The 24,523-nt window shown below is 75.4% G+C and carries 8 protein-coding genes; 3 read left to right on the plus strand and 5 right to left on the minus strand.

Annotation, left to right across the window (positions count from 1 at the left end; genetic code table 11):
• Positions 1–10 precede the first annotated feature (10 nt).
• The 4 genes from ACZ404_RS10080 to ACZ404_RS10095 all read right to left on the minus strand — a co-directional run bounded on the left by ACZ404_RS10080 (position 11) and on the right by ACZ404_RS10095 (position 19,121).
• Entirely contained in the window at positions 11–1,150 is a 1,140-nt protein-coding gene (locus ACZ404_RS10080; RefSeq protein ID WP_468437866.1) for an alpha/beta hydrolase, read from the minus strand.
• Positions 1,147–3,573: a thioester reductase domain-containing protein gene (locus ACZ404_RS10085; protein WP_468437868.1), complete on the minus strand. Its 2,427-nt coding sequence runs from the start codon at positions 3,571–3,573 to the stop codon at positions 1,147–1,149. Before ACZ404_RS10085 ends, ACZ404_RS10080 begins: the two co-directional genes overlap by 4 nt.
• A gap of 57 nt (positions 3,574–3,630) precedes the next feature.
• Positions 3,631–17,286, minus strand: a complete 13,656-nt coding sequence (locus ACZ404_RS10090) for an SDR family NAD(P)-dependent oxidoreductase (protein ID WP_468437870.1) — start codon at positions 17,284–17,286, stop codon at positions 3,631–3,633.
• Between the two features lie 110 nt (positions 17,287–17,396).
• Entirely contained in the window at positions 17,397–19,121 is a 1,725-nt protein-coding gene (locus ACZ404_RS10095) for a fatty acyl-AMP ligase (protein WP_468437872.1), read from the minus strand.
• A gap of 421 nt (positions 19,122–19,542) precedes the next feature.
• Between ACZ404_RS10095 and ACZ404_RS10100 the strand changes: the two genes are divergently transcribed.
• Together ACZ404_RS10100 and ACZ404_RS10105 are read left to right on the plus strand one after the other, a co-directional pair.
• Positions 19,543–20,637 (plus strand): baeRF3 domain-containing protein, encoded by a 1,095-nt coding sequence (locus ACZ404_RS10100; RefSeq protein ID WP_468437874.1) that lies wholly within the window; start codon positions 19,543–19,545, stop codon positions 20,635–20,637.
• A 633-nt stretch (positions 20,638–21,270) separates the two neighbouring features.
• Positions 21,271–22,287: a Gfo/Idh/MocA family protein gene (locus tag ACZ404_RS10105; protein WP_468437876.1), complete on the plus strand. Its 1,017-nt coding sequence runs from the start codon at positions 21,271–21,273 to the stop codon at positions 22,285–22,287.
• Positions 22,288–22,298: 11 nt separating this feature from the next.
• Here the strand turns inward: ACZ404_RS10105 and ssgD are convergent, their stop codons facing one another.
• Entirely contained in the window at positions 22,299–22,712 is a 414-nt protein-coding gene (gene ssgD / locus ACZ404_RS10110) for a spore wall synthesis regulator SsgD (protein ID WP_468437878.1), read from the minus strand.
• 348 nt (positions 22,713–23,060) lie between these two features.
• Here ssgD and ACZ404_RS10115 point away from each other — a divergent pair, with 348 nt between their 5' ends.
• The gene (locus ACZ404_RS10115) at positions 23,061–24,491 is read left to right on the plus strand and encodes a PP2C family protein-serine/threonine phosphatase (protein WP_468437880.1); all 1,431 of its coding nucleotides are present in this window, start codon (positions 23,061–23,063) and stop codon (positions 24,489–24,491) included.
• The last annotated feature ends 32 nt before the right edge of the window (positions 24,492–24,523 follow it).

Below are 24,523 nucleotides of genomic sequence, written 5' to 3' on the forward strand. Positions count from 1 at the left end.
CGGGCGGCCGTCACCGCCGTGCGCCGAGGAATTCGAGGATGTGCCCGAAGACGTCGAGCGCCGCGCCCCGGCCCAGGAACGTGTCCAGGTGCCCGTAGCCGGGGATCTCGGTGTACGAGACGTCCAGCTGGGGCTGCCGGTGGCCCAGCACCTCGTGGCAGAGCCGCTGCGAGTCCAGCCAGAGCCCGTTCTCGCTGCCCGAGAGCAGCAGCACCGGGGTGTCGATGCGGTCCGCTGCGTCGAGCGCGTTGGGCGGCAGCGCACGGTAGCGGTGGTCGGTGTCGTGCCAGCGCACGACGCTGCGGGCCAGCTCGATCCGGCGCAGGTGGGGCAGGATCCACAGCGGTGCGGGGCCGAGGAGTTCGGCGAGCCGGTCATGGGTGACCGGGTGCAGGTTCTCGTGGGCGAACAGCGAGGCCCCGGTGCCCCAGGCCGAGTTGTGCAGGATCTGGCAGGTCGGGTCGGGGCACGCGGCCCTGCGGGCGGCCAGCGCGAACAGCGGGGTGTACTTCGACCACAGGCCCACCCGGCGGAAGTCGACCGGGATGTGGTCGATGCGGGACTTCAGCAGCTCCCCCGCCACGGACATCCGCAGGGAGGTCCGCCCCGCGAGCCTGGGCGTGAGGAAGACGCCCTGGGAGACCACGCCCGCGAGGCCCGGGACCAGCCCGGCCGTCAGGCTCAGCGACAGGGTGAGCGAGCCGATGCAGTGGGCCACCACGAACAGCGGCCGGTCGCCGATGCGCGCGCGGATGTGCCGTACGGCCTCGGGGATGTCGTACAGGGCCACGTCGTCGTACGTGTACCGCTGCCCGGTCTCGTTGTACGGCAGCCGGCAGCTGCCGCGCCAGTCCAGCAGCCAGGGCTCGTAGCCGTCGTCGAGCAGGACGTCGACGAGGTTGCGGGTCTCGGGAAGCAGGAACATGTCGGCGGAGGCGGTGTGCCCGTGCAGGAGCAGCACGGCCGGGCGTCCCGGGGCACCGGTGTCCACGCGGGTCAGGCCGAGGCGGACGCCGTCGCTCGCGCGGAACGGGATCTCCTCCACGCGGGCCGGGTCGAGGCGGTGGCGCAGCGGGCGCGGGGCGGCAGTGGTGCGCACCCTGCGCAGCGCCGGCCGGGCCGTCCGGGAGGGAGTGGTGCGGAAGATCATCGGTGCTGCTCCGTGAGGGTCGGGGTGCGGCGCAGGTCGAGCAGGTCCGCGGCGGCCCGGGCGAACGGGGCGACGAGGCCGCGGCCCATCTCCAGGCCGAACCAGGCGAGCCAGGTCAGCTTGGCGGCCCGCTTCTCCTGGGCGGTCAGGCGCGGGTCGACGCGGATGCCGTCGATCTGGTCGCGGACGTAGGAGTCGGCGGGTACGACGACCTCGCCGAGCAGGCTCGCGGTCTCGCCCTCACGGCCGATCTCCACGGTGAGGGCGCGGGTCTGGCGCCACAGGTCCCGGCGGGCCCGCGCGTACTTGCGGCCCTCCAGCCACCACCGGTTGCCGTCGGCGTCGCACAGCGTGAGCCGGTAGCGCAGGAGCTGATGCCGCAGACCGTGCCGCTGCGGGATGCCCTCCTCGGGGCGGATCCAGACGTCGCCGCGCTCCACGGTCAGCGGCTCGGGGTGCATCGCGCTGCAGGTCACCTCGCCCGTGACGTCCACCCGGCGCTCCCTGACCAGCTGGTACATGCTCGCGATGGACAGGGTGAGCGCCATGGAGCAGGGCGTCCCGGAGGTGGCGCCGACCGGGCCGACCGTGCCCTCGGTGGTCTCGGAGAACCACAGGTAGGGCTGGTCGTCCTTGTGCGGGAGCCGGGCCAGGCCGTCGTCGGCGAGCTTCTCGAACGTCTTCAGCTGGGCCTGTGCGTCGTAGCGGGCGGCGGGGGCGAGGCCGAGGGCGGCGACCAGGGCGTCGGTGCGCTCACCGGCGGCGGCGGGGCCCTTGAGGGTGGCCTCGCACAGCTTGAGCGCGGTCGGGCTCTGCAACACGCGGGAGAGGAAGGCGAGTTCGGGCACCGGCTCGGCCTCCAGCCGGGCGAGGATGTCCGTGCGCCACTCGTCCCAGTCCTGCACGCGGACGTGCATGCCGCCGAGCGCCATGTCCCGTACGACGTCGTCGAGGGTGTTGGGCACGCCGGTGAGGTGGTAGTCGAAGCCCCAGGCGTCGGGTTCGCAGATCGCGGCGACCGCGACCCGGCTCACCCAGTCCACCGGCGCCGCGTTGAGGTAGTGGAACGCCGGGACGGTGCGGAAGCGGCCGAAGGCCGAGATCAGGCCGCTGCTGAGGTCCTGCGCGTTGTAGGCGCCGGTCTTCGTGTGGCCGCCGATGCCGCCGGGGCGCAGCGCGGTCACGACCAGGCCGTGGTCGCGGGCGCGGCGCAGGGCCACCTCGGCGGCCCACTTGGACTGGTCGTAGCCGGAGACGAGCCGGTCGACGTGCGCGAGGGGGTCGTCCTCACCCATCGAGGTGATGCCGACCTCGTTGAACACGGCGATGGACGAGATGTGGTGCAGCGGCTTCGGCCGCCCGGTCGCGGCGAGTTCGGCGAGGGTGAGGGCGCCGAGGACGTTGCTGCCGCGCAGCGACTGATAGCCGCGCAGGAAGTCCACGGCGGCCGCCACGCCGACGACGCTGTCGAGCTCGTGCGCCAGGGTGTGCCACTGCTCGTCGGTGAGACCGAGGCGCGGGCGGCGGATGTCGCCGGGCAGGACCGTGATCCGGCGGCGGACCTCCGGGGACCACGGCAGCCGGTAGGCGCGCAGCTGCGCTGCGAGCCGGGCGGTCGCGGCCTCCTCGTCGGCCGCGCGGACCAGGCAGTACACGTGCGCGTCGCTGTGCCGCAGCAGGTCCAGCAGCATGTGGCTGCCGAGGAAGCCGGTGGCGCCGGTCAGCAGGATCCGGCGCGGTGGCAGCGGCTCGGGGACGTCGGTGAAGGGCAGCCGGTCGGCGAGGGCGAGGTCGGCGAGGATCTGGTCGAGGTCCTCCCGGCGGGCCCGGGAGTGGGGGGCGGGGGGCTGGGCCGGCGCCGGTGCGTGTGCCGGTGCTCCGCCTCCTGCCGGCGGGCTGACCGGCGTCGATGCCGGCGTCGGTGCGGTCACCGAGGCTACGGCCGCTGCGGATGCCCCGGCCGGCGCCGTGGTGCGCACCGGCGCCCCGGCCGGCGCCGGTGCCTCGGCCGACGTCGCCGCAGCGGCCGGGACCGCGCCGCCCCCCACCAGCGGCAGCCATCGCCGCGCCAGGCTCGCCGGGCGGGCGTCCGCGAAGACCTCGTCCAGGTCGACCTCGATGCCCAGTTCGCCCTCCAGCTCGGCGACCAGCTCCACCGCGTCGACGGACGAGCCGCCCGCGTCGAAGAAGTCGGCGTCGGGTGCGAGCCGGCCGGCGGGCAGGTGGCGGCCGGCCGCGGCGGCGATGGTGGCCGTCAGCGCGTCCAGGTCGGGCGCGGTGGCCGGGGCGGGCTCGGGCGCGGTGGCCGCCGCCCGGACCCGGGCCAGCAGGTCGGACACGCCGAGCCCGCCGCCGCCCCGCTCGATCGCCTCGGCGACCGCTCGCCGGCCGGCGTGCACCGGCTCCTCGTTCACGTCACGCATGAGTGCCCTTCGCGTTGTGCATGGTCGTGTTCCTCACTGCTGCCGTCCGAGGCGTCCTCACGGCTGTTCCCAGGAGCGGAAGGCGCGCAGGCGGTCGGGCGTGACCAGGACGTCGAGGCGGGCGTCGTCCGGGTCCCCGCCACCGAGCGCCGCCAGCAGCCGCCGGGCCGGCGCGTTGCGCGGGGTCCGCTCCGCCGTGATGCGGACCTTGGCGCAGCCCAGCTCCTCGGCGCGGTCGGCGAGCCGGGCGAGCAGCCGCTCCTCGACACCCCGGCCGAGCGCCCGGCAGCTCATCAGCCAGGCGAGGACGTCCAGCCGGTCTCCGTCGGCCCGTACCGCGAGCAGCGCGATCTGGCCGTAGTCGCCGAAGCGGTCGCGGGCCGACGCCGTCCACACCTCGCCCCGCTCGCGCCAGCGGGCCAGGTCGCCGCCGTCGGCGGAGCGGGCGCGCAGGGTGAACTGGTTGGTCCGGCGCACGAGTTGCTCACCGCGCTCGACGTCGGCCCCGCCCAGCTCCCGGATGTCGACCTCGAGGTTCAACCGGGCCAGGAACTCCTCGAACCCGGCGCCCGCGCGCACGGCGTCCCGCTCGCGCTCCTCGGCGTAGAAGCGGGCCCGCAGGGCGTCCTCGGCGGTGGCCGCCGCCGGGACCAGGGGCCACAACCGGCCCAGGAACGCCTCCAGTTCGGCGGCCGGCGGGCAGGTCACGGAGAGCACCTGCGGGAGCGCCGACCGCATCTTCGCGATCTCGGCCGGGTTGTCGTCCAGGAACAGGAAGCTGTCCAGACCGAGGTTGAGGGCGCGGGCGGCCTCGTCGAGGCGGCCGGGCTTGGGTCCCCAGGCGGCGGAGAGCACGCTGAAGTGCTCCGCCCGGAGCAGGCTGTCCGGCCGGTCGAGGACGGCCCGGACGGTGGCCTCGTCGTTGTTGCTGACCAGGGCGAGCAGCGCGCCCGCCGCCCGCCACTGCAGCAGCCTGCGGGCCAGCAGGGCGCGGGGTCCGGTGAGGTCCACCGCCTCGGGTCCGCACTCACCGGCCACTCCGCCCCACAGGGTCTCGTCGCCGTCCACGGCGATGACCTTCGGCGCGGGGCGCCGTACCGCCCGCACCACCTCCGCCAGGCTCAGCGCTGCCGCCGCCTGGAACTCCGGGGTGAACGGGAGGTGGGCGAGGCGTTCGGTGCGCGCGTCGAAGGGGTCCTCGACGGTGTGGTGGCGGGTCCAGTCGTCGGGCCCGAGCACGGCGATGCCGGGGAGTCCGTCGAGGGCGGCGGCGAGCTGCCGCTCCCAGGCGAGGAAGCGGTCCGCGGGCGCGGCGGTCGGCAGGATGCCGACGACGAGGGGCCTGCGGGTGCGTTCGGCGAGGGACTTCAGCGCGGCCGGGTAGGCGGTGCCCAGCTCGTCGAGGACCGTGTCGTCCACGGGCCCGAACCGCTCCAGGTCGGCGGCGCGCAGCAGGACGACGCCCACCGCGGTGGCGGGGTCGGACAGGACGCCGGACGGGTCCTGGAGCGCGGCGAGCACCTGGTGGTACGGCGCCTCCACGGCGCTCGCCCGCTCCTCCTCCAGCGCCGCCTCGCACAGCAGGGGCAGGTTGCCGAGCGCGAAGGTGGCGGCGAGCCCGATCCGGGGACCCTCAAGGTCGGCTTCGGTGACCGGAGTGGTGTCGGTCGCGACGTTCTCCCGTACGAGTCCGTTCGCGTCCTGCGCGGTCTCCTCGAGCAGCCGCAGGAACTCCTCACCGAGTCCGGTCGTGGTCTGCGCGTCCAGGATGTCCAGGTTGTGGTCGAGGCGGACGGTGCCCGCGTCCGGGGTCATGGTGACCATCAGGTCGAGGTCGGTGTGGCCGACGCCGGCGGGCAGCACCTCCAGGTTCCTCAACTCACCCGAGAACCGGACGTAGTTGAAGTACACCTCGACCAGCGGGGCGTTCGGCCGGTGCAGGCCCTGCCGGGCGAGCGTGGCGAGCACGTCGGAGAACATGGCGCCCTTCGCCAGCACCTGCCGCAGCCGGTCGTCGGTGCGGGCGAGCACCGCGGCGACCCGCTCCCCCGCCGCCGCCCGGGCCGGGAAGGGCACGGGGACGCCGAAGAAGCCGACCGCGCCGTGGGCGTCGGCGTGGATGCGGGTGTCCACGGGCACGGCGAGCACGAACCGCTCCCGCTCCCGCTTCCTGGCCAGCAGCACGGTGAGGGTGCCGAGGCAGAACGCGGCCGGCGTCACGGAGAGGTCGCTCGCGGCGGCCGCGATGCGCTCGCCGAGCCCGTCAGGCAGGGTGAGGGTCACGCTTCCGGAGCGGTAGGAGCGGGTGTCCGGGCGCGGGCGGGCGAGGGTCAGGTCGAGCCGCTCGCTGCCCTCGAAGGCCGCGCGCCACTCGTCGCCGGGGCCCTCGCCGTCGCCCTGCTGGGCCTCGATCAGCAGATCGATGTCCCGGTTGGTGACCTCGCCGTCCAGCGGGGTGCCGGACAGCTCGGCGTCGATCTCCGCGGCGACGAGGAGCAGGGACTGCAGGTCGCTGACGGCGTGGTGGGCACCGAAGACGAGGAGCTGGCCGCGGTCGTCGCCGTCGATGAGCTCGAACCGCCACAGCGGCGCGGCGGCCAGGTCGAACGGCGGTTCCAGCAGCAGCCGCAGCCGCTCGGCGGCGTCCACGCCGGTGGCGTCGGTCCAGCGCAGCAGGGGCGCCGGCGGCTGTCGGTCCACGCGCAGGTGCCGTCCGCCGTCGGCGCCGGGCACGACGGCCGTGCGCAGGGCGGCGTGCCGGGCGGCGAGCCGGTCGAGGATGCCGGTGAGGGCCGCGCGGGTGGTCGCCGTGGTGAGCCGTACGGCGAGGCCGACGCCGTGGGCCGCGTCGGGCATGCCGGGCCGGGCGCTGCGCAGGAGTCGTACGACGTCGCGGGTGGCGGGCCGCAGGTCGGTCTCCGGCACCTCGCGCGCGGGCCCGGTCCGTGCCCGCCCGGTCGGTGTCGCGCGTTCGGGCAGGGCCTCGGCGAGGGTGCGGGCGAGGCTGCGGACGTCGGCGGCGGAGAACACGTCGGAGGCGGGGAGTTCGACGCCCAGCTCGCGGGCGAAGGCGTTGCGCAGGCGGACCAGCATCAGGGAGTCCAGGCCGAGTTCCTTCAGGGCCGTGGTGGCGAACACGTCGACCGCGCCGCCGGACACCTCGCCCACCCGGGCCCGTACATAGGTCTCGAGCCATTCGGCGCGCTCCTGTGCGGTGGCGGCGGCGAACACCTTGTGCACGAGGTCGTCGGTGGCCCCGCCGCCGGCCGGGACCGTGACCAGGTCGGCCAGGATGGGGCGGCCGCGTGCCGCGTCCGGGTCGAGGGCGAGCAGGTCGGGGTCGAGGGCGAGGGGCGCGAGCTGGCGGCGTGCGGTGGCCAGGACACGGTCGAACAGTTCGCCGCCGTCCTGCGGGGAGAAGGCGATCAGACCGGAGCGGCCGGTCTCGGCGGCCCGGGCGGTAGACTCGGCGACCATGCCGACGCCCGCCCAGGCGCCCCAGTCCAGGCTCAGCGCCCGCCGGCCGGTGCGGGCCAAGGAGTGCGCCCAGGCGTCGAGGAAGGCGTTGGCCGCCGCGTACGGGCTCTGTCCGGCCGAGCCCAGCAGGCCGGCCGCCGACGCGAACAGGACCAGGTTGGCTGCCTCCGGGACCAGTTCGGTGAGCAGGGCGGTGCCCAGCACCTTGGGCGCGAGGACCCGCCGGACGCGCTCGTCGGTGAGGTTCGCCAGGGTGGCGTCGTCCAGCACACCGGCGGCGTGGACCACCGTCGCGACGGGTCCCGCCTCCCGGCGCAGGGCGTCCAGGGCGGCGGTGAGTGCGGCCCGGTCGGCGACGTCGGCGCGGGGCAGGTGCACGGCGACCCCGCGCTGCCGAAGGTCCCGGATCCAGGCGGTGGCGGCCGCGTCGGGCGCGGTGCGGCTGAGCAGGGCGAGCCGGCGGGCGCCCCGGCGCACGAGGCGTTCGGCGACGACCCGGCCGAGGCCGCCCAGGCCACCGGTGATCAGGTGGACGCCGTCCGGCTGTTCCGGGTGGCCGCCGTCGTCGTCGGGGCGGGTGCGGGCCAGGCGCGGCACCATCCGGCCGGTGTCGCGCAGCGCGACGAGCCGTTCGTCGTCGGCGTGCCGGAGCTGGGTCCACAGGGCGTCGGTGCCGCCGTCGGCGGGCAGGTCGACCAGCGTGGTGGCGAGTTCCGGGTGCTCCTGGGCGACGGTGAGGCCGAACCCCCAGGCGAGGGCCTGCTGGGGATGGGTCACCGCGGTGCTGTCCCCGGCGGCCTGGCTGCCGCGGACGACGACGAACAGGCGCGGTGCCCGGCCGCGTGGGCGCTCGGTCAGGGCGCGGACCAGGTGCAGGGTGGTCAGGCAGCACAGCCGGGCCGCTTCCTCGGCGCTGCGTTCGTCGGTGACCGGCGGGGCGTCGAGCGCGGTCAGCTGGACCACGCGCGCGGGCGGCGCGTCCGGGAAGGCCTCGTCCAGCAGCCGGGAGAGGTGGCCGGGGTCGGCCGGGTCGAGGACGTGGCGGCCGGGGCCCTCGACGCCGTACGCGGCACCCGGGCGGGCGACGACGCAGGGCGCCGAGTCACCGATCCGGGCGGCGAGTTCGTCGGCGACGCCGCTCTCGTCGGCGAGGATCAGCCAGCCGCCCCCGGCGGGCTGTTCCCGGGCCTCGGGGCGGGGCTGCCAGCGGGTCTCGAAGAGGGCGCCGTCCAGCGGGGAGAGGGCGGCGAGCCGGAACCCGTCGGCGGCGAGGACCAGTTGGCCCTGCTCGTCCCACAGCCGCAGGTCCAGGGTGGCGGTGTCGCCCTCGACCGGGCCCAGGGCGCAGCTCGCCCAGGCGGGGGTGGTGCGGCGGCCGGTGAAGTGGACGCGCGCGGCGCCGGCGGGGACGAACGCCCTGCCGTCGGGTGCGTCGGCGGGAAGCGCCGCCGTGTGGAAGGAGGCGTCGAGGGTGGCGGGGTGCAGCAGGTGTCCGGCGGCCGGGCGGGCGGCCAGACGGGCGACCGCCAGGGTGCCGCCGTCCTGGTGGCCGTCGTCCAGGCCCCGGAAGGCCGGGCCGTAGTCGATGCCGAGGGCGGCGAGGCCGGCGTAGACGCCGGGCAGGTCGACCCGCTCGGCGCAGCGCTCGCGCAGCGCGGCGAGCCCCGGCCCCTCCTGCGGGCCGGCGGGTGTCGGGGCGATGCGCCCGGTGACGTGCCGTTCCCAGTGGGACCGGCCGGCCGGGGCGGAGGCGATGGTGAACTCCCGGAAGCCGTCCTCGGCGTCGCGCAGCGCCAGTTGCAGGCGTACGGGCCGCTCGGCGTCCAGGCGCAGCGGCTGGGCGAACCGGACGTCGGCGAGTTGCACCGCGTCGCCGTCCGAGACGGTGGCCGCGGCTTCCAGGGCCAGGTCGAGGAAGGCGGCGCCCGGCAGCCACACCTCGCCCGTGACCCGGTGGTCGGTCAGATAGGCGAACCGGCTGTCGCTCAGGTCGATCTCGGTCTGGAAGAGGTCCCGGCCGGGCTCGTCGCTGGCCTGGACGTGGGTGCCGAGCAGCGGAGAGCCGCCGCCGGGGCCGGCCGGGGCGGGGGCGAGCCAGTGGCGTTCCCGGGCGAAGGCGTAGGTGGGCAGGGGCGCGCGGCGGCCGTGCGGGAACAGCGCCGTCCAGTCGGGCGTGTACCCGGCGGTGTACAACTCCCCCAGTCTGCCGAGGAGTACGTCCTGCCCGTCCCGGCCGCGGCGCAGGGAGCCGGTGCCGACCGCGTCGATGCCGGCGTCGGCGGCCACGGCCTCGACGGCCGGGACGAGCGAGGGGTGCGGGCTGAGTTCGACGAAGTAGCGAAAGCCGTCGTCCAGCATGCGCCGAACGGTGTCCGCGAAGCGGACCGGGCGGCGGAGGTTGGCGAACCAGTAGGCGGCGTCCAGGCCGTCCCCGGCGACGGGCTCGGCGCGCACCGACGAGTAAAGCGGGACCGGGGTGCGGGTGCCGCGGATGCCGGAGAAGCGGTCGAGCAGCTCCTCGCGCAAGGGATCCATGAGCGGGGTGTGCGAGGCGAACGGCGTCGACAGGACCCGGGTCGGCACGCCCTGTTCCGCCAGGTGCCGGCGCAGTGCGTCGAGCGCCTCGGTCTCGCCGGAGACGGCGGTGGCACCGGGGGCGTTGACCGCGCCGACGAACAGCCGGCCGCCGTAGGGTTCGAGCAGCTTCTCGACGTCCGCGGGCGGCAGTTCGACGGCCAGCATGCCGCCGAGCCCGACGAGCGGGACGACCGCCGTGGCGCGCGCGGTGACGGCGGTGACGGCGTCGTCCAGGGTGAGGGCGCCCGCGCTGTAGGCGGCGGCGATCTCGCCCAGGCTGTGGCCGACGACCGCGTCCGGGGTGACGCCGAGCTCGCGCCAGGCCGCCGTGAGGGACGCGTTGACGGCGAACAGGACGGGCTGGAGGTACTCGGTGCGCTCCAGCGGGGAGAACTCCTCGGGCGCGCGCAGGACGTTGAGCACCGACCAGCCGGCCTGCCGCTCGACGGCCGCGTCGATGCGGGTCAGCTCCGCCCGGAAGGCCTCCGACCGGTCCAGCAGTTCCAGCCCCATGCCGGTCCACTGGCCGCCGTGCCCGGCGTACACGAAGGCGACCTTGCCGGTCTGCTCCTCGCGCGGTGCGGGCACGGGCCTGCGGCCGCCGCCCAGCGCCTTGAGCGAGGACAGCAGTTCCTCCCGGTCGCCGGCGACGACCGCGGTGCGCCACTCGAAGTGGCTGCGGTGCCGGGCCAGGGTGTGGGCGACGTCGGGGAGCGCGGCGTCCGGGCCGAGGTGTGCGGCGAGCCGCGCGGCCTGCCCGCGCAGGCCCGCCTCGCTGCGCCCGGAGAGTACGAACAGCCGCTTGGAGGCGGGCAGTTCGAGCTCCTGCGGTGCCGGTTGCGGTGCGTGTGCGGCCGGGGCCTCCTCCACGATGACGTGGGCGTTGGTGCCGCTGATGCCGAAGGCGCTGATCCCGGCCCGCCGCACCCGCCCCGGTGTGGCCGGCCAGGCGACCGGCTCCTGGAGCAGCCGCAGCCCGCTCTCCGCCCAGTCGACGTGCCGGCTGGGTGTGCCGGCGTGCAGGGTGCGGGGCAGCGTCCGGTGCCGCAGCGACTGGACGACCTTGATGAGTCCGGCGACGCCGGAAGCGGCCTGCGCGTGGCCGATGTTGGACTTCAGTGAACCCAGGTACAGCGGCCGGTCCCCGGGCCGGGAGCCGGCGAAGACGGCGGCCAGGGCGTTCGCCTCGATCGGGTCGCCGAGGGTCGTCCCGGTGCCGTGCGCCTCGACGTGGTCGATGTCGGCGGGCTCCAGACCGGACAGCTCCAGGGCGCGGCGGATCACCTGTTCCTGGGCGGGGCCGTTGGGCGCGGACAGGCCCTGGCTGCGGCCGTCCTGGCCCACGGCCGTGCCGCGCAGGACGGCCAGCACCTCGTCGCCGTCCCGCTCGGCGTCGCCCAGCCGCTTCAGTACGAGCATGCCGGCGCCCTCGGCCCAGATGGCGCCGTCGGCGTCGTCGGAGAAGGAACGGCAGCGGCCGGTCGGGGAGAGCCCGCGCAACCGGCTGAACTCCACGAAGGTCTGCGGGGTCACCATCAGCGTCACCCCGCCGGCCAGCGCGAGGTCGCACTCCCCGTTGCGCAGGGCCTGGGCCGCGAGGTGCGTCGCCACCAGGGAGGAGGAGCAGGCGGTGTCCACGGTCAGCGCCGGTCCGTGCAGGCCGAGCGCGTACGCCAGCCGGCCGGAGGCCACGCTGAGCGCGGAGCCGGTGCCGACATAGCCGTCGAGCTGGTCGAGGCGGGAACCGGCCAGGTAGTCGCTGCCGAACATGCCGACGTAGACGCCGGTGGTGCTGCCGGCGAGCCGCGCGGGCACGATCCCGGCGCGCTCCAGCGCCTCCCACGCCGTTTCCAGCAGCAGCCGCTGCTGCGGGTCCATGGCGGCGGCCTCCTTCGGGGTGATGCCGAAGAAGGGCGCGTCGAAGGACTCGATGTCGTCGAGGAATCCGCCCTCTCGGGCGTAGGACTTGCCGAGGGCGTCCGGGTCGGGGTCGTAGAGCGCCTCGACGTCCCAGCGGCCGGAGGGGAAGGGGCCGACCGCGTCCCGGCCCTCGGCGACCAGCCGCCACAGGTCCTCCGGGTCGCTCACCCCGCCGGGCAGGCGGCAGGCCATGGCCACGACGGCGATCGGTTCCGCGGTGTCCGGCGCGCTCGTGGGGGTCTTCGGGACCGTGGGCGTGGTGCGGCCCGGCACGGTGGTCAGCAGATGCTCGGCGAGCCGGCCGGCGGTGGGGTGGTCGAAGAGGAGGGTGGCGGGGAGCCGGGTGCCGAGGCGTGCGGCCAGGCGGTTGCGCAGTTCGACGGCGGTGACGGAGTCCATGCCGAGCTCGCGCAGCGGCTGGTCGGGCCGTACGGACTCCGCCGAGCGCAGGCCGAGGGCGCGGGAGATCTCGTCGCGGACCAGTGCGAGGACGCGCTCGGCCCGCTCGGGCTCGGGCAGCCGGGCCAGCCGGCCGGCCAGCGCCTCCCCCGCCCGGGAGGCGGGGCGTGGGGCGGGCAGCAGGGAGCGCCACAGGGCGGTGCCGGCGGCGTCCGACGCGCGCAGGCGGGGCAGGTCGAGCGCCCAGGCGACCAGGTGCGGGGCGCCCCGCCGCAGGGCGAGCGCCACCAGGTCGCGGCCCTGCTCCGGGGTGAGGGCGCGGTGGCCGAGCCGGGCCATCCGGTCCAGGTCGGCGTGGGCGGCGGCGAGGCCCTCACCGGCCCAGGCACCGAAGGAGAGGGAGAGACCGGGCAGGCCCATGGCCCGGCGGTGGTGCGCGAGTTGGTCGAGGAAGGCGTTGGCGGCGGCGTAGTTGCCCTGGCCCGGGTTGCCCACGACGCCGGCGGCGGACGACACCAGCAGGAACAGGTCCAGTTCGGCGTCGGCGGTGAGCCGGTGCAGATGGGCGGCGCCGTCGGCCTTGGGCCGCAGCACCCGTTCCAGCCGCTCGGGGGTCAGCTCGGCGACCACGCCGTCGTCGAGGACGCCGGCGCAGTGGACGACCCCGCGCAGGGGCGCGTGCGCACCGGCCCGGGCGAGGACATCGGCGACGGCGTCCGGGTCGGTGACGTCACAGGCGACGACCTCCGCCTGGGCGCCGAGCGCGGCCAGTTCGGCGACCGCCTCGGCGGCACGCGGGTCATCGGCTCCCATGCGGGCGGTCAACAGGAGCCTGGGAACGCCGCGTTCGGCCAGCAGCCGCGCGATGTGGCCGCCGACCGCGCCGAGTCCGCCGGTGACCAGGACGGTGCCGTCCGTGGGAACGGTGTCCCGCGGGCCGGCCGGTTCGGCCCCCTCGCGTGCCGGACGGGCGCGCACCAGCCGGGGCGCGAACAACCTCCCGTCGCGTACGGCGATCTCGGGCTCGTCGGCGAGTTTCGCCACGGCTCGGAGCGCGGGCACGGGGTCGGAGTCGTCGAGGTCCAGCAGTGTCAGCCCGAGGTCGGGGTGCTCGGCCCGGGCACTGCGGGCCAGGCCCCACAGCACCGCCTGGGCGTACCCGGACACCGGGTCCCCGTCGGCGGCGGCGACCGCTCCGCGGGTCACCCAGACCGTCCGGGCCGGCGCCTGCTCCCCGGGCAGTGCGAGAAGCCGCTGCAGTTCACCGAGCGCGGTGGCCGCCCACTCGTGTGCGCCGGCCACCGGTTCGGCGTCCGGTGCGGGGCGCGGCCAGAACCGTACGACGGTCCCGGCGCCCGTCTCACACGGCTCCAGGCCGCTCCGGGCGGCGGCGACCTGCGGGTCGGCGGCGTCACCGGTCACGGTCCAGGTGGTCTCCGGTGCGGCGGCGGGCCGCTCGACGGCCGTCCAGGCCGTTTCGTACAGGTGCCGGGCGTTCCCGGAACCGGCGTCGAGGTCGGCCGCGTCGACGGCGCGCAGCCGGACGGCCTCCAGGCGGCCGGCGGGCAGGCCGTCGGTGTCCCACAGGGTGACGTCCAGGGTGAGGTCCGTGGCGGAGCCGCCGGTGTGCCGCACCCGCGCGGTGAGCTCGCCCGTGCCGCCGTACGGCAGGACGCAGCGGCCCACGGCGACGGGGAGCAGGGGGCGCCCGTCGTCGGCCGCGAGGGCGGCCGAGACGTGCAGGGCGGCGTCCAGCAGGGCCGGGTGCACCGGGTAGGGGTCGGCCCCGTCCCGGGCGGCGGCGGGCAGGGCGAGGCGGGCGAGGAGTACGCCGTCTCCGGTCGTGACCGCCGACCGTACGCCCTGGAACGCGGGGCCGTAACCGAGGCCGAGGGCGGCCAGGCGGTCGTAGGTCCCGGCGGTCCAGCTCTCCTCGGCGGCGTCGGGCCACACCGGGGGCCGGTCGGCGGCGGGCGGGGCCGGGTCGGCGGCCGAGGCGGTGGCGTGCAGGGTCCAGCCGGGGGCGTCGGTGGCGCGCGGCCGGCTGTGCACGGTGATCTCTGGTACGGCGCCGGCGGTGACGACCTCGACGGAGACCTCGACCGTGCCGGATGCGGGCAGCACCAGGGGGCTGAGCAGGAGCAGGTCGGTGACGTCGGCGGCGTCCGGCCGGGCCGCGGCGAGGGCGGCGCGGCACAGCTCGATCAGGGTGGTGCCGGAGACCACCGTCCGGCCGAAGACGGTGTGGTCGGGCAGCCAGTCGGCGGTGGCCGCGGACCACTCGTTGCGGAAGGTCCAGCGGGTCTCGTCGGCGGACTGCAGCTGGATGCCCAGCAACGGGTGCGCGGCGCGGTCGAACAGGGCGGGGCCGCCGGTGCCGGCCTCGGGCTCGATCCAGTGGCGCTGCGGGTCCCAGGCGTACGTCGGCAGGTCGGCGATGTCGCCGTCGGGGACCAGGCGGCGCCAGTCGAGCGGCCGTCCGTGGACGTGGAGTTCGGCGGCGGCCCGGTCCAGGCAGGCGGGGCCGTCCTCGTCGCGGCGCAGCGAGCCGACGGCGGTGAGGTCGTGGCCGGTGTCCTCGCCGACGGTGCGCAGCGCGGTGAGCAGGGCCGGGTGGGGGCTCAGCTCCACGAAGTGGCGGTAGCCGTCGGCGAGCATGCGCGCGACGGCGGGCGCGAAGCGGACGGTCTCGCGGAGGTTGGTGTACCAGTAGCCTGCCTCCTGCTCCTCGGTGACCGGTTCGCCGGTGACGGTGGAGTACCAGGCGATGTCCGTGGGGCAGGTGGTGACGCCGTCGAGTTCGTCGAGGATCCGGTCGCGGACGGGTGCCACCTGGGCGCTGTGGGAGGCGTAGTCGACGTCGAGGCGGCGGACGAAGACCTGGCGTGCCTGGAGGTCCGCGAGCAGGGCGTCGAGCGGTTCCCCGGGGCCCGCGACGACGGTCGCCCGGCCGCTGTTGACGGCTGCGACCGCGAGGCCGTCGCCGAGCAGCGGCTCGACGTCGGTGTGCGGCAGGGCGATCAGGGCCATGGTGCCGGTGCCGGACAGTCCGGTCAGGGCCTGGCTGCGCAGGGCGACGACGGCGGCCGCGTCGTTGAGGCTGAGCGCGCCGGCCACGCAGGCCGCCGCGACCTCGCCCTGGCTGTGCCCGATCACCGCGTCCGGGCGGACGCCCCGGGCCCGCCACACGGCGGCCAGCGAGACCATCACGGCGAACAGGGCGGGTTGGACGACGTCCACGCGGTCCAGGGGCGGGGCGCCGGTGTCGCCGCGCAGCACGGCCGCCACGGACCACTCGGTGAACGGGCGCAGGGCGGCGTCGCAGCGTTCGAGTTCGTCGGCGAACACGGGGTCCCGCTCGAGCAGGTCGCGGGCCATGCCCGCCCACTGGCTGCCCTGTCCGGGGAAGACGAAGGCCAGCTTTCCGGCGGGGGCGGCGTGCTGCGGGCCGGCGGTGCGGTCGGGGTCGGGCCGGCCGGCGGCGAGGGCGCGCAGGGCGTCGAGGAGCTGGGGGCGGTCGTCGGCCTGGACCACGGCACGGTGGTCGAAGGCCGTGCGGTGGTGGGCGAGGGTGGCGGCGACCGCGGGCAGCGGCAGCTCCGGGCGCTCTTCGAGCGCGGCCAGCAGCCGGGCGGCCTGGCCGTGCAGGGAGGGCAGGCTGCGGGCGGAGAGGGGGAAGAGGGTGGGTACGGCACCTGCCCGGACCTCGGCGGGAGCGGCGGCGGCCGGTGGCTCCTCCAGCACCACATGGGCGTTGGTGCCGCTGATGCCGAAGGCGCTGACCCCCGCCCGGCGCACCCGGCCCTCCTCGCGCGGCCAGGCGACCCCGCCGGTCGGCACCTCCAGCCCGCTGTCGGCCCAGTCGAGGTGGTCGGTGAGCCGCTCGGCGTGCAGGGACGCGGGTATCCGCTCGTGGCCGAGGGCGAGGACGGTCTTGATGACGCCGCCGATGCCCGCGGCCGCCTGGGTGTGGCCGATGTTGGACTTCAGTGAGCCGATGCGCAGCGGCCGGTCGCCCGGGCGGCCCGGCCCGAACACGTTGGCCAGTGCCCGCAGTTCGATGGGGTCGCCGAGCCGGGTGCCGGTGCCGTGCGCCTCGACGTGGTCCAGGTCGTGCGGGGTGAGCCCGGCGGCGTCCAGGGCTGCGCGCACGACCCGTTCCTGTGCGGGGCCGTTGGGGGCGGACAGGCCCTGGCTGCGGCCGTCCTGGTTGATCGCCGAGCCCTTGACGACGGCCAGGATCCGGTCACCGTCCCGCCGCGCGTCCGCGAGCCGCTTGAGCAGCACCAGACCGCAGCCCTCGGCCCAGACGACCCCGTCCGCGTCGGCGGAGAAGGGGCTGCACCGCCCGGTCGGGGAGAGCCCGCGCAGCCGGCTGAACTCGACGTGCCCGCGCGGCGTGACCAGCAGCGTGGCCCCGCCGGCCAGGGCGAGGTCGCACTCCCCGCTCGCCAGGGCACGCGCGGCCAGGTGCAGCGCCACCAGCGAGGAGGAGCAGGCGGTGTCGACGGTGACCGCGGGCCCCTGCAGGCCCAGGGTGTAGGCGAGGCGTCCCGACGCCACACTGGCGGCCGAGCCGGTGCCGACGTGTCCGTCGAGCTGGGCGAGGGAGGCGGCGGCGAGGTAGCCGCTGTCGTACAGGCCGAGGTAGACGCCCGTGGAGCTGCCGTTCAGCGACTCCGGGAGGATCCCGGCGCGTTCCACGGCCTCCCAGGTGGTCTGCAGGAGCAGCCGCTGCTGGGGGTCCATCGCGGCGGCCTCGCGCGGCGAGATGCCGAAGAAGGCCGCGTCGAAGCGGTCGATGCCGCCGTCGAGGAAGCCGCCGCGCAGGGTGTAGGCCTTGCCGGTGGCCTCGGGATCGGGGTCGTACAGGCCGCTGGCGTCCCAGCGGCCCGCCGGTACCTCGCCGATGGCGTCCTCGCCCGCGGCCAGCAGCCGCCACAGGCTCTCGGGGTCCTCGGCTCCGCCGGGGAAGCGGCAGGCCAGGGAGATGATCGCCACGTCGTCCCCGGACGCCGTGCGGCCGACGGCTCCGGGCGTCGCCCAGGTCACCTCGGGGGCCGCCGGTTGGAGGACGGCCTCGGCCACGGCGGTGATGGTGGGGTGGTTGAAGACGAGGGAGGGTTCCAGGGTCCGGCCGGTCAGCGTGCCGAGTTCGGCGGCCAGGGTGACCAACTGCCGTGATCCGAAGCCGAATTCGGCGAGCGGCCGGTCGTGGTCGAGGTGCGCCGGGTCGGTCCCGGTCGCCTCGGCGACGGCCGACGCCAGCCAGGCCCGGACGCCCTCGGAGGTCGTCAGGGACGGCTCGGGGGTCCGCTTCGGGGACTCGTTCGCAGGCATCTGGGCAGGTGTCCTCGGAAACTCGGGTCAGGCTGGAGGTCCGTACGGCGCGAGGCGTGCGCGGTACGGCGAAGAGGGGCGTCGCGGCGGTACGGAACCGGCGGCCGGTGTCAGTCCAGGGCGGGGGCGGTCACCACGGAGAGGGTGCCGTCGAGGTACGCCGTGCGGGTGGCGCGGCGCTGGATCTTCCCGCTGGAGGTCTTGGGGATGGTGCCGGCCCTGACGAGGACGACGTCGTGCACGGCGAGTCCGTGGGACTCGCCGACGGCGCTGCGGATCAGGTCGGTGATCTTCTCGGCCTCGCCCGCGTTGTCCGGGGAGATCTCGGCGACCACGACGGCCTGTTCGCCGTCCGTGCCGGTGTCCACGGAGAACGCCGCCGTGCAGCCGGGGCGCAGGGCCGGGTGGGTGAGCTCGGCGCTGAGTTCCAGGTCCTGCGGGTAGTGGTTGCGGCCGTCGACGACGATGAGGTCCTTGAGCCGTCCGGTGACGAAGAGTTCGCCCCCGCGCAGCAGGCCGAGGTCGCCGGTGCGCAGGAACCGGCCCTCGTGCCCGGGGAGTTGGGCGCGGAAGGTCTCGCGGGTGGCGAGGGCGTTGCGCCAGTAGCCCTTGGCGACGCCGGCTCCGCCCACCCAGATCTCGCCGACCTCTCCCTCGGGCAGCTCCTGCTGCCGCTCGGGGTGGACGATCGCCACGGTCACGCCGGGACCGGGCCGGCCGCAGCCCACGGCGGCCGCGTCGGCCTCCCCCGCGTTCGGAGTGCCGTCGGCGGCGGCGAGCAGGGTCGGCGGGACGCCGACGGTGCCGCCGGTGACCATGAGGGTGGCCTCGGCCAGGCCGTAGCAGGGGTAGAGGGCCTCGCGGCGGAATCCGGCCGGGGCGAAGGTGTCGGCGAAGCGGCGCAGGGTGGCGGCGCGCACCGGCTCGGCCCCGTTGAAGGCGACCCGCCAGGAGCCGAGGTCGAGACCGTCCAGGAGGTCGGGGTCGGCGTGCTTCAGGCAGAGTTCGTAGGCGAAGTTGGGGCCGCCGCTGGTGTGCGGGCGGTAGCGGTCGATGGCGCTCAGCCAGCGGGTGGGCTGCTGCAGGAAGTGCAGCGGGGAGAACAGGGTTGCGGTGGCGCCGAGGTAGACGGTGTTCAGGACCGGGCCGATGAGCCCCATGTCGTGGTAGACGGGCAGCCAGCTGACGAACATCTCGTGGCCGTGCGCGGCGATGGCCTCGGGCGTGTGGCCCATGCGTTCGGTGATGACCCGCTCGTTGTCGAGCAGGTTGCCGTGGGTGACCACGACGCCGCGCGGGGCGGAGGTGGAGCCGGAGGTGTACTGGAGGAACGCGACGTCGTCCGGTCCGAGTCGGGGCGGGGCCCAGGCGTTGGCCGCCTCGTCGGGGATGTCCTCGGTGGCGACGCGGGTGACCGTGTCGAGTTCGGGCAGGTGCGCGGCGATGCCGTCCAGGGCGGCGATCACCTCGCGGCCGCCCAGGACGACCCTGGCGTCCGCGTCGGCCAGCAGGCGCTTCATCCGGGTCAGGGCGCGGTGGTTCTGCGCGCGGCCCTGCGGGGGTACGCCGGGTACGGCGACGACGCCGGCCGAGAGGCAGCCGAGGTAGGCGGAGACGAACTCCAGGCCGGGCGGGAAGAGGAGCATGGCGCGCGAGCCGGCCAGTCCGCGCTCCTGCAGCCAGGCGGCGACGGCGCGGGAGCGGGTGGTCAGCCGGCCGTAGGTGAGTTCCTGGATCTCTCCGTCGCAGTCGCCCGTGACCAGGTAGCGGTAGGCGATGCGGTCAGGATGGTTCGAGGCGTGCGTGGTCAGTAAATCGACCAGGGAACGTGCCATAGGACGAGTCTCACCTGTCTGAATGAGTGGGCGAGGAGGCGGAGTTCGAGGAGCGTCGCACGAACGCTCGGAGGCGGTGGCCGGCCCGGCCTCGTTGCCGGGTCGTCGCGCTCGACCCCACGCCCGGGGAGCCCTTGGTCGGACGGCTCCTCGTGATCCCCCCGGCAGCTCTGCGCTACCGACGGGTAGACCATAGCAAGTCCGTTTGATCGAGATGCCGAACGCATGTAAACGCTGTGTGTCCAACGGACTTGGGAAAGCTGACGGTGTGTGACAGCAGTGCGCGGGAAGGCCTCTGTCCTCGCCTGTCGCGCCCCCTGTCGGTCCGCTCACACTGTGCATGCGATCTACGACACAACGCTGTCGGGCGAGGGGATTTGCCCCGAATGCCGGACAGGTGATTCCGCCCTATCGTTCTGTCATGGAGCACGCACTGAGTCCCGCAACCCTCGCCGAACTGCGGCGCCCGCGTCCCTACCCGGCGGTGTCCGTGCTGACGCCGACGCACCGCCGCGAACCCGAGAACGGGCAGGATCCGGTCCGGCTGCGCAATGTGGTGACCGAGGCCAAGAAGCGGCTGGAATCCGACCCCGCGGTCACCCGGGAGCGGCGCGCGGAAGTCGTCGCCCAGCTCGACCGCGCACTGTCGGAGGTCGACCTCGCGCACGCCGAGGAGGGTCTGGTGATCTTCGCGGCGCCGGGGGAGCACCAGGTGTGGTCGCTGACCCGCTCCGTCCCCGAGCGGGTGGTGCTGTCGGACACCTTCCTCACCCGCAACCTAGTCTCCGCGCAGGCCGCCGAGCGGCCCTTCTGGGTGCTGTCGGTGTCGGCCGACCGCGTCACGCTGTGGAGCGGCGGCGACGACCGGGTGGTGGAGGACCACGCCGGCGGTTTCCCGCTGGTCCGCAACAGAGAGAACTTCGACGCGGAGCGCCAGATGCGGGTCGGCGACATGCCGAGCACGTTCCGCGACGAGGGCACGCGTCAGTTCCTGCGCGAGGCGGACACCGCTCTCGGGGCGGTGCTGCGCGACCATCCGCGTCCGGTGTACGTCACCGGGGAGCAGGCCGCGCTGTCCCTGCTGGACGAGGCCGGCAGTGTGGCCCGGTCCGCCGTGCACGTGCCGCACGGGGGGCTCGCGAACGCCGGGCCCGAGGCGGTGTGGCAGGCCCTGCGGCCGGTGCTGGCGGCGGAGGCGCGGCGGGACACCACGGAGGTGATCCGGGAGCTGATCTCGGCGCGCGGGCACCGGACGTTCGCGGCCGGGGTGGACGAGCTGTGGCAGAGCGCCCGGGAGGGCCGCGTGCGGCTCCTGGCGGTGGAGGAGAACTTCCGCGCGGCCGTCCGCGACCAGGGCGACCACCTCGTCCCCGCCGAGCCCGAGGACCTCGATGCCCGCGACGACATCGTGGACGAGATCGTCGAGCAGTGCCTGGAGACCGGCGCCGACGTCCGCTTCGTACCGGACGGCACCCTGGGCGACGCGAGCGGCATCGCGGGAGTACTGCGCTACTGAGGCCCCCGCCCCCCGACCGGGGGCCGCGCTCCCCAGCACCCCCGACCGACCGTTCCCCACGTCGCCCACGCTCCCCCGCCGCCCCTGGCCCCCGGCCGCTCGCGACCGGTCCCGGTCCGCCACCCCGGCCACCCTCGCTCGCGGCCCGACGCCCCTCCCCGCCGCTCGCGCCCCGGCGCCTTTTTCCGCCCCTCCGGGTCCGGCACCTCTCTCCGCGCTCCAGGTCCGCGCTCACTCACCGGCGCTCCATGTCCGGCGTTCAAGGCCTGGGCTCCGGGTCCGACGCTGCCCGCCCCGGCTCCTGGCCGGCTCTTCACACCCCGCGTCACACGGCCCGCACTCGGCTGCTCGACGCTCCCGGCCGGCCCTCGTCCCGGACGTCAGGTCTGCGCTCCCGCCCGGCGCTCCAGGGCCGCCCTTCCAGGCCCACGGTCCCGGTTCGGTGCCCGTGGCGGCGCTTCGACCCGGCGTTCGCCTCCGGCGCTCCGGGCCCGATGCCGTCAGGCCTCGCACACGGCACCCCGCTCCCGGCGTCGCGGACAGGCGCCCCCGTCATCGCCCCTCCCCGCTCCGGACCCGGCGCCTCGTGCCCGGCGTACGCTCGGCGGGATCGGCGAGGAGAGGAGTGGGTGCATGGGCGAGGTGCTCGGGGTGGCGGTGTTGGGGGCTGGGCACATGGGGGCCGATCACATACGGCGCATCAGTCGGGTGGTGAGTGGTGCGCGGGTGGCCGCTGTGGCCGATCCCGATGTCGAGCGGGCGAAGGATGCGGTGGCCGGGCTGGACGGGGTCGGCGTGCACGCGGAGGTGGCGGCCGCGCTCGCCGCCCCCGGCGTGGGGGCGGTGCTCGTGGCCTCCCCGGGGCCGGCGCACGAGGAGGCACTGCTCGCCGCCTTCGCGCGCGGTCTGCCGGTGCTGTGCGAGAAGCCCATGGTGCCGGACTCCACCGGTGCGCTGCGCGTGATGGAGGCCGAGGCCCGGCTCGGCCGCCGGCTGGCGCAGATCGGCTTCATGCGGCGCTACGACCGCGAGTACCGGCGCCTGAAGTCCCTGCTGGACGGCGGCAGCCTGGGCCGTCCGCTGATGCTGCACTGCACGCACCGCAACGTCTCCTCCCCCGCCGGCTTCACCAGCGCCATGCTGATCAACAGCTCCGTCTCGCACGAGATCGACGCGGCCCGCTGGCTGCTCGGCCAGGAGCTGACGGCCGTCACCGTGCTGCGTCCCGCGCCCTCGGCCGGCGCGCCGGAGGGCCTGGCGGATCCGCAGTTCGTGATCTTCGAGACCGAGGGGGGCGCCCTGGTCGACGTGGAGGTCTTCGTCAACTGCGGCTTCGGCTACCAGGTGCGCTGCGAGGCCGTGTGCGAGGCGGGCAGCGCCCGGATCGGCGACGAGCACACGATGGTGGTCACGGCGCGCGGCACCGCCGCCGAGGACGTGCCCCAGGACTACCTCGTCCGCTTCGCCGACGCCTACGACCGCGAGGTGCAGGCCTGGGTCGACGCCACCCGGCGCGGCGAGGTCACCGGCCCGGGCGTCTGGGACGGCTACGCGGCCTCCGTGGTCGCCGAGGCGGGGGTCCGGTCGCTGGAGACCGGGGGCCGGGTGGCCGTCGACCGGGCCCCGCGCCCGGAGCTGTACACCCCCTGACCGGTGGCTGCTCACACTCCGCCGAACAGCGCGCTCAGCCCCCGCTCCACGACGGCGGCGACGTCCTCCTGCCCGGCCGGCACGACCGCGTAGGTGTGCAGCAGGAAGCGGCGCAGCGCCGAGGTCGGGAACTGGATCAGGGCCAGCCCGCACGGCGAGTGGAACTCCACCACCGTGCGCGTGCGGCCGTACGGCCAGATCTGCACGTCGCCGTGGCCCGCCGGCGCGCGCAGGCCCTGGTCCAGCAGGGAGCGGGCGAAGGTCCAGGTGACCTCGTCGCCCGACAGCGTGGCCTCGGGCGGAAAGTCGACGAAGACGGCGAGTGGATCGTCGGCCGTGTAACGCAGGGTGGCCGACACCGGGATCTCCTGATCCTCGGCGGTGACGAGTCGGGCGGGCGCGGGCTGCTCGATGAGGATGTCCATGCCATTAAGGAGTCCGCAGAGGCCGTTTCCAGGACCCCAATTCCGGTCAGAGTTGGCGCACATCGAACGGTCGGCGTCATGATGGAACATCAGAGCGTCGAACACCCGGCTGAGCGCGCCGCCGACGGCCCTCCACCTCCGTCAAATCCCGTAAGCCCGCTACGACTTGGACCCGCTCCCGCGTAGGCGGTCCATACCCTCGGAGCACGCCGGGAAGACTCTGGCATATGCCGGAAGCACCACCGTATCGTGTGTTGCCAAATCCCTTACAGGGCGTCGCCGGCTGTGCAACAGTCGTAACGGTCCCTCCGTCCTCCCTGGCCGTATCGTCCCCCTTCGGAGTGCGTCATGCCGTCCCCAGTCTCCGCGGACCGCTCAGCCGCCCAGCCGCCCGGGCGCGGCTCGGTCGAGGCCCTGATAACGCAGACGCGGCGGCTCAAGGGCGATGTGGACGCCGTGCGGCGGGACGCGCGGAGCGACGGTCCAGACCCCGAGGAACGCTGGCAGCGGGCGCTGTACGACCTCGCCCTGCATCAACTCGACGACCTGGACGCGCACTTGGCGCAGCTCAGGGACGGCCCCGACCCCGCCCCGGCGGAGTCCCCCGACACCGCGGTCGTCCGCCCCGCCCCGCCCGGCCCCGCACGCGGCTCGCTGCTCAGCCGGGTCGGCAGCGCGGAGTGGAACCTGCTCACGGACGAGGCCAGTTGGTCCGGGGAGCTGTACCGGATCCTGGGCCTCGACCCGGCCGCCCCCGCGCTCACCCTGGACGAGCTGCCCACCCTGGTCGCCACGGAGGACCGGCCGAAGCTGACCGCGATGGTCACGGACTGTCTGGTCGACGCGCGGCCCATCGACGGGGAGTTCCGCGTCGTGCGGCCCGACGGCTCCGAGCGGACCGTGCACATGATGGGCGAGCCCGTGCTCGGCGCCGACGGCAGCACCGCCTCGATGTGGGCGGTGCTGCGGGACGTCAGCGAACTGCGCCGGCACCGGCGGACGGTGCGCGAGACCCGTGACTCGCTGCAGCGTCACCTCAGCCGGGCGCAGACCGAGCAGCGGCTCGCGGTCGAGCTGCAGGAAGCCGTGCTGCCGCCATGGCGCGGCACCCTGCGGCTCCCGCATCAGGGCCCCGCGACCCTCGACCTCGCCGCCCACCGGCTCCCGGCCGCGACGCACACACTGATCGGCGGCGACTGGTACGACGCGCTGGAGCTGTCCGACGGAACGACCCTGCTGAGCGTCGGCGACCTCACCGGGCACGGCGTCGCCGTCACCTCCGGCATGGCGATGCTGCTGGGTGCCGTACGCGGCATGGCGATGACCGGCGCCGAGCCCGGCCATCTGCTCGGCCTGCTGAACCAGTTACTCGACGCCACCGTGCAGCCCGCCCTCGGCAGCGCCGTGTGCTGTCACTACCGGCCCGAGTCCCGCACCCTGGTGTGGGCGCAGGCCGGCCACCCCGCCCCGCTGCTGTACCGCGACGGGACGGGGCGGCCGCTGAGCGCGCCGGACGGCGTCCTGCTCGGCGCCACCACGGGCGCCACCTACGGGCAGGCCGAAGTGACCCTGGAACCCGGCGACCTCCTGCTGCTGTACACCGACGGACTGGTGTCCGGGCAGAGCGGGGTGGACGCCATGGACCGCCTGCTCGGCCTCGCCCCGCGCTTCCGCGCGGCACGCAGCGCGCAGGACTGTGTGCGCACGGTCGTGGAGGAGTGCGGCGGAGGGGACCGCGAGGACGACGCCTGTGCGCTCGTCGCCAGGGTCACCGCCTGAGCGGGTCCACCGGTGAGCGCGCCGGACGGCGG

Source organism: Streptomyces sp. NPDC030798 (assembly GCF_055572275.1).